The sequence below is a fragment of the Zhongshania sp. genome, assembly GCF_041623545.1.
Taxonomy (GTDB): Bacteria; Pseudomonadota; Gammaproteobacteria; order Pseudomonadales; family Spongiibacteraceae; genus Spongiibacter.
The window spans coordinates 1-5,453 of sequence record NZ_JBFJWS010000219.1 but is presented as its reverse complement, the minus strand read 5'-3'; the positions used below and the strand labels follow the sequence as shown (position 1 = coordinate 5,453).

The window sequence follows — 5,453 nt, the reverse complement described above, 5'->3', positions numbered from 1 at the left end:
GCATAGTTAATGGGGCTGTTGGCAAGGTGAGAACCGAATGATTGCTGAGCAATCGCACTTGCTATCGGTAAATGGCCTGGTTTTATTTATATTTGAGCTTGTGAGCGGGGTCATTATTCAAAAATTGAAAACACGCTAATGTCGAGTTTATTATCTCAACGTATTTTTGGCCTGTGACATCGTTGGGATGTAAAGCGTCGCCATACAGCGTATTGCAATGACGCTATGAGTAGTTGTGTAAGTTCTGAATAAACTCAGATTAAATATGCAGGTTTAACAGGTCGATTAAGCCAATGGCAATTAGATAGCCCGCAACAATATAGTTAAGTAAACGCGGCTTAACGAGAATCGCCACACCCGCGGCAATGGAGATAAGGGGAATAATGTCTAAGGTGATTGTCATCGTAAATTCCTAGTGATGATAGCGCCCCAGTTAAAGCTTGGGGCGCTATCACGCCTTTTCAATTAGAGTTTGAATTTCAGCATCAACTTATACATTTTGTCGAAAGTAGCGCCATAAGGCGGTGCCATCATGAGCAGCCCACTTATCGGTCCCTGCTTAAAGATGGGGCGCATTTTTGAAAACTCGATAAAGCCCTCATGGCCGTGATAATGACCCATGCCGCTATTGCCAACACCACCAAAGGGCATGTCGTGTTGTGCTACGTGCACGACGCTGTCATTGATACACATACCGCCAGACAGCGTGTTGTATATCACCTGTTGTTGAAGAGCCTTTTTGTTGCTGTATAAATAGAGTGCTAGTGGGCGCTCGTTGGCATTGATGTATTCAATAACGTCTTCGATGTTGTCGTAGGGTTTGATGGGGAGCAGGGGACCAAAAATCTCGTCCTGCATAATCATCATGTCGGCATTAACATCACACACAAGGTGAGGTGCTAACTTTCGTAATGCGTCGTTGTTGGTGGTTTGGTCTATTAGGTTGACGGCGCGGGCACCTTTACTGGTGGCGTCTTCCAATGTCTTATTCAGTCGCTGGTAGGCCTTTTCATCAATGATCGATGTGTAGTCTGCGGTGCTGAGATTTGGGTAGCGCTGTTTGACCACTGTTTTTGCGGCATCAATAAAGGCGTCGACCTTATTGCGGGGAATAAATACATAATCAGGTGCGACACAGGTCTGCCCAGCATTCAAAAACTTGCCAAATAGCAGGCGTTCGGCGGCGACTTTAATATCATAATCGTCGGCAACGATTGTCGGCGATTTGCCGCCAAGCTCTAGGGTAACCGGTGTTAGGTATTTCGCGGCGGTTTCCATAACGGTCTTTGCGGTGGCGGCTGAACCGGTGAAAACCAAGTGATCCCAAGGCAGGTGGGTAAACTCGTGGGCTGAAACCCCTGCAACGACGGCCAGCACACTTTCGTCAAATTCGGCGCTGATTAGCTTTTCCATCAACCTTGCCAAGGTTTGCGAATTCGACGCCATTTTAATAATGCAGCGGTTACCCGCGGCCAGCGCGCTAATTGCTGGGCTCAGGGCGAGGAATAGCGGGTAGTTCCACGGCGTAACAATGCCGATAACACCCTTGGGTTGAGGGATGACTGTATTTTTTGCGCCAAAGAATGCGAGTCCAACGTGACGCTTCTGGGGCTTCATCCATTTTTTCAGGCGCTTTCGCGTGTAATTGCAGCCACTGATCAGACCGAAGATTTCCAGCACCTTGGACTCTTGGGTGGGGCGGTTGCCGAAGTCCGTTGAAATTGCCTCTGCGATCGCGTCTTGATTTTTTTCCAGTAGTGCAGCGAGTTTATCTATATGTTGAATTCGTTCTTGCACACTGGGGTAGGGGCTGCGCCGTGACGCCGTGCGCTGGGTCTCAAATACCTGTGCAATGCGTGATGCCTGCTGAATGGGTTGAGCTTCTGCCAAATTGTTCATTGTGCCCCCTATACTGTAATCGTCGAATTAGTACAGCCGCTATAGTAAGGCGCGGCCTGAGTGTTTTATAGCCTAAAAGCCATCCTATGCCTTATCGCACAAATAATAAACGCTTAGAGGGTATCCAGCGGCATAGATGGCGTGAGCAGACAATAAAGTGACGCGAATTGCTACTGAATTGACTTGAGGAGCCGTACTGATTGAGCACGCATATGCCGTCGCCTTATCGCTGAGCGGAGCCTCTGTGCGAATCGCGAGAAGTTAAGGGGAATGATGTATTTTCACTCTGCCCTCAATTAGCAAATCGGATATCCAGTAAAGCGATGCCTCCTGCAGCGGCATAACTGCTCAATAGATGCGACTATGTGGCGATACTGTTCGGGCTGGTGCTGGCATGGCCTCACATATCGATCACATAGCAGTTGTACCTGGCTGGGAATAACTACACATTAGGCATTGACCGCGCGAGTGGCCGATCTACCCGCACCGAAAATGGCATGGTGATTTCGTAAGTTAAACCCGCAATGTTGTAGCCTATTGCGCCGTCGCCACTATTAAATGTGCGTTGGCCAGATACGTAAACTCGCCGACCGTCGGGCGCAATCGCGACGCCAGTGACTTCGGTAGCCCCTGGGTCACCCGGCAGCCGCAATAATGGGATTGTGGTTTGGTCGGGCATCAATACCATGCAGCGCATATCACCGCCGTCTTCCACGACCAACATTTCGCCGTCCAAGGTCATCGTAATATTATCGACACCAGCCAAGGGTGGTTCACTGTCATCCACTGGTGAGCCGATAGGGCCGTCGGAGGGGGCATAAATCGATTCTATGGTATTGGCCGTCGTATCGATTGCCCAAATTGTGTCATCGCTTTTTGTGGTTAAAAATATAAAGCCGTTAAGGTACCAAACGCCCTCATTGCCTGCCATTAGCGTGCTGTCGGGATGACGGTTCTGGAACTGCGGTTGATCTACTGCCAAGGCGTTGTGCCATTCAATGGGCGTGGGCCCCTGGCGTGCCGCGGTCAATCCGGCTGGCACGCCCATGACTTGAAGCACACCGTTATCCATTAGCGGGCGTTCGCCGCTCGGCCAATCGGCTACCGACCAAATGGTGCGATAGAATCGATCGTCGCCACCTGCATCTTCGGTGTGATAGATAGCGCGTCGAGCCTCATCCACCGCCACCATTTCATGCCCTTTAATACCGAATGCGGGCAGATGCACTGCCTCACCGCCATCCCGCAGTGGGCTGCATTCAAACATTAAGCCATCAAGTATCTCCTCGCCGTTGATCCACGTTCCCCAGGGGGTTGCTCCGCCGGAGCAGTTGGTCGTGGTATTGGCTTGGCAGCGGTAGGCGTCGACCAGTTCACCCTTAGCATTGAATCTCAATGCGCTGACTCCGCCGCTCATCAGACCTAGTGCGGCAACATCTTGGCGTCGATTTGGTGGCCCGTAACCCACGCCCGTAACGGCGGGGCCGGAGGTGTTATCGCGGCGCTCTGAGTTGCTCACATAAATCCATCCGCCATCATCTGTGCTGAATGTTGCGCCACCATCGGGGTCGGTATGCCATGCATAGCCTGTATCGCTGCCATCATCGGCAATCACGTTCGCGTTGTATTCAGCGACCACGCGAGAGGTAAATCCGGCAGGCAATTGCACGCCATTCTCATCTGCAGGCAACAATGGCCCAATCGTCGCAAATTTGCTTTTAACAAAGGGGTTCATTGCCCCCGGCAGCCCTATTGAGCTTGACGAGCCGCCGCAAGCTGTTAGAAACCGTGCGCTGGCAACGCCGCCAGCAGTCAGGAACAAATTACGCAGAAAGCGCCGGCGTGACAGTCCCTCACGCTCAATACCTTCAATTAGTGGGTGCATTTTTTTACCATTCAAATTATGGATGTGCGGCGGATATTATCCGCAAGATTGATATTGCAACAGGTCGTGTCATGTCTGATGACGTTCTGACGACATATTATATAGATCGGGGGCAGAGTAAAACTAAGCTCACCTATTGCGGGATGCTTGAGTTTTTACTCTGCCCCCAAATAGAGCCCTTCATCAAGAATTTTTATGCTCTTTGAATGGCACCCAGAGCTGCGACCACCAGCTGGCTGGAATGGTGTCATCTTCTATTCCTAGATTCTCTGGACCAGACTTTTCCGCGTCGCGGTACCGGGTGCCAAACACCACATCCCAAAACAGAAAGTTACTACCGTAATTGTGGTTCGCCTCAGATATCTTCAGCGAATGATGCCAGCGATGCATTTCGCCAACGCTGAAAATCCAAGTCAAAGGGCCCATTTTAAAATTGATATTCGCGTGCTGAAACAAGCCCAGTAGCGAGTTCGCCAATCCCACCATTGCCAGCACTTCCGCGCTGGCGCCGGCCAGTGCCAGCGGCACGGCATTCAAGATGCCGCGAAATACGACTTCGCCAAAATGCGCTCGCGTTGCATTCAGCCAATACAATCGCTTTGGGTTGTGGTGAATAGCATGAAAACGCCATAGGAAAGGGACTTCGTGCAGCCAGCGGTGGGGCCAGTAGTCGAAAAACTCCACCACAATACAGGCCAGTAGAAACTGCGCGAGCAGTGGCCACTCTGAAGGCCACAGCCCCATGCCCAAGGCATCCGACATCATAGCACCGCCCAGCACGATGCCAGCGGCGACCACGGGCTGTACCAGCGCGTTAATGCCGAAATAACTAGGCAGGTACAGCAAGTCTGCGCGCAGGTCGCCTTGGGATTGATTCCACTCTTTGCGGTATGGCAGTAAGCGCTCTAATGTCACCACCAGTGCCAGGCTCACAAATGTGCCGATCCCTGCAACCAAGCTCGGTTCGTGGCCGGCATCAATAGCCCAAACCCCGCCAAGCAGCACGGCGGCAACCGTCACCGGAAAGATAGACCATGAAAAGACATCACGCGCTTTCATCGATTACTCACAGTAGTTCATATTCAACATAGAATACGATAGTTGGCATGCCCTGCCAAAGTTAATGATCGCGGGCTAGGTGGTCGTGGGATAGATTAAAGCGATAAAACCAGCCGAATGGCGAATGAGTGGCATGTGTAAAAGCAGACCTATTTTCTAATGCTCACTCACCGCATATTTTAAAATCTCGACCACCTGATCCGTTGTCGTCGCCCAAGCTAACGCGGCGGCGTCTACTTCCTTGAGCGGGTGGATGATGTCTTCGCCATGCAGCGTGATATAGGGCTTGCCGAGTGCCGCGCAGGAGCCGGCATCGAAGGCGGCATTCCATTGCTTATACTTGTCGCCAAAGCGAATGATCGCCACGTCGCACTGCTCAATCAGAGTTTTAGTTCGGATCGCATTGACCTTGGCTGATTTGTGGTCGCGCCAAAAGGCTTTGTCTTCGTGGCCAAGTACATCGCCGGCAGCATCGCTGGCTTCGTGGTTGGTATTGGCGGAGGTAAATGAAATGCTCAAATTCTGCTCGCGGCAGCTTTGAATGATCTGGTCGCGCCAGTCGGTATGGATTTCTCCGGAAAGATACACTTTTAAAGTCACTGGACTGTTG

The 5,453-nt window shown here is 51.4% G+C and carries 5 protein-coding genes; all 5 read right to left on the bottom strand.

Annotated elements, in window-relative coordinates:
• Nucleotides 1-259 precede the first annotated feature (259 nt).
• Nucleotides 260-403 carry a DUF3096 domain-containing protein gene (locus ABYT30_RS14920; RefSeq protein WP_373081000.1) on the bottom strand — a complete coding sequence of 48 codons (144 nt, stop codon included), beginning with the start codon at nucleotides 401-403 and terminating at the stop codon, nucleotides 260-262.
• Nucleotides 404-465: 62 nt separating this feature from the next.
• Nucleotides 466-1,899 (bottom strand): coniferyl aldehyde dehydrogenase, encoded by a 1,434-nt coding sequence (locus ABYT30_RS14915; RefSeq protein WP_373097326.1) that lies wholly within the window; start codon nucleotides 1,897-1,899, stop codon nucleotides 466-468.
• Nucleotides 1,900-2,341: 442 nt separating this feature from the next.
• Nucleotides 2,342-3,784, bottom strand: coding sequence for an alkaline phosphatase PhoX (locus ABYT30_RS14910; RefSeq protein ID WP_373097325.1), 1,443 nt, complete (start codon nucleotides 3,782-3,784; stop codon nucleotides 2,342-2,344).
• 183 nt (nucleotides 3,785-3,967) lie between these two features.
• Nucleotides 3,968-4,843, bottom strand: coding sequence for a sterol desaturase family protein (locus ABYT30_RS14905; protein WP_373097324.1), 876 nt, complete (start codon nucleotides 4,841-4,843; stop codon nucleotides 3,968-3,970).
• A gap of 156 nt (nucleotides 4,844-4,999) precedes the next feature.
• On the bottom strand, nucleotides 5,000-5,453 hold a 454-nt coding region (locus ABYT30_RS14900; protein WP_373097323.1), incomplete at its 5' end, for a YtoQ family protein.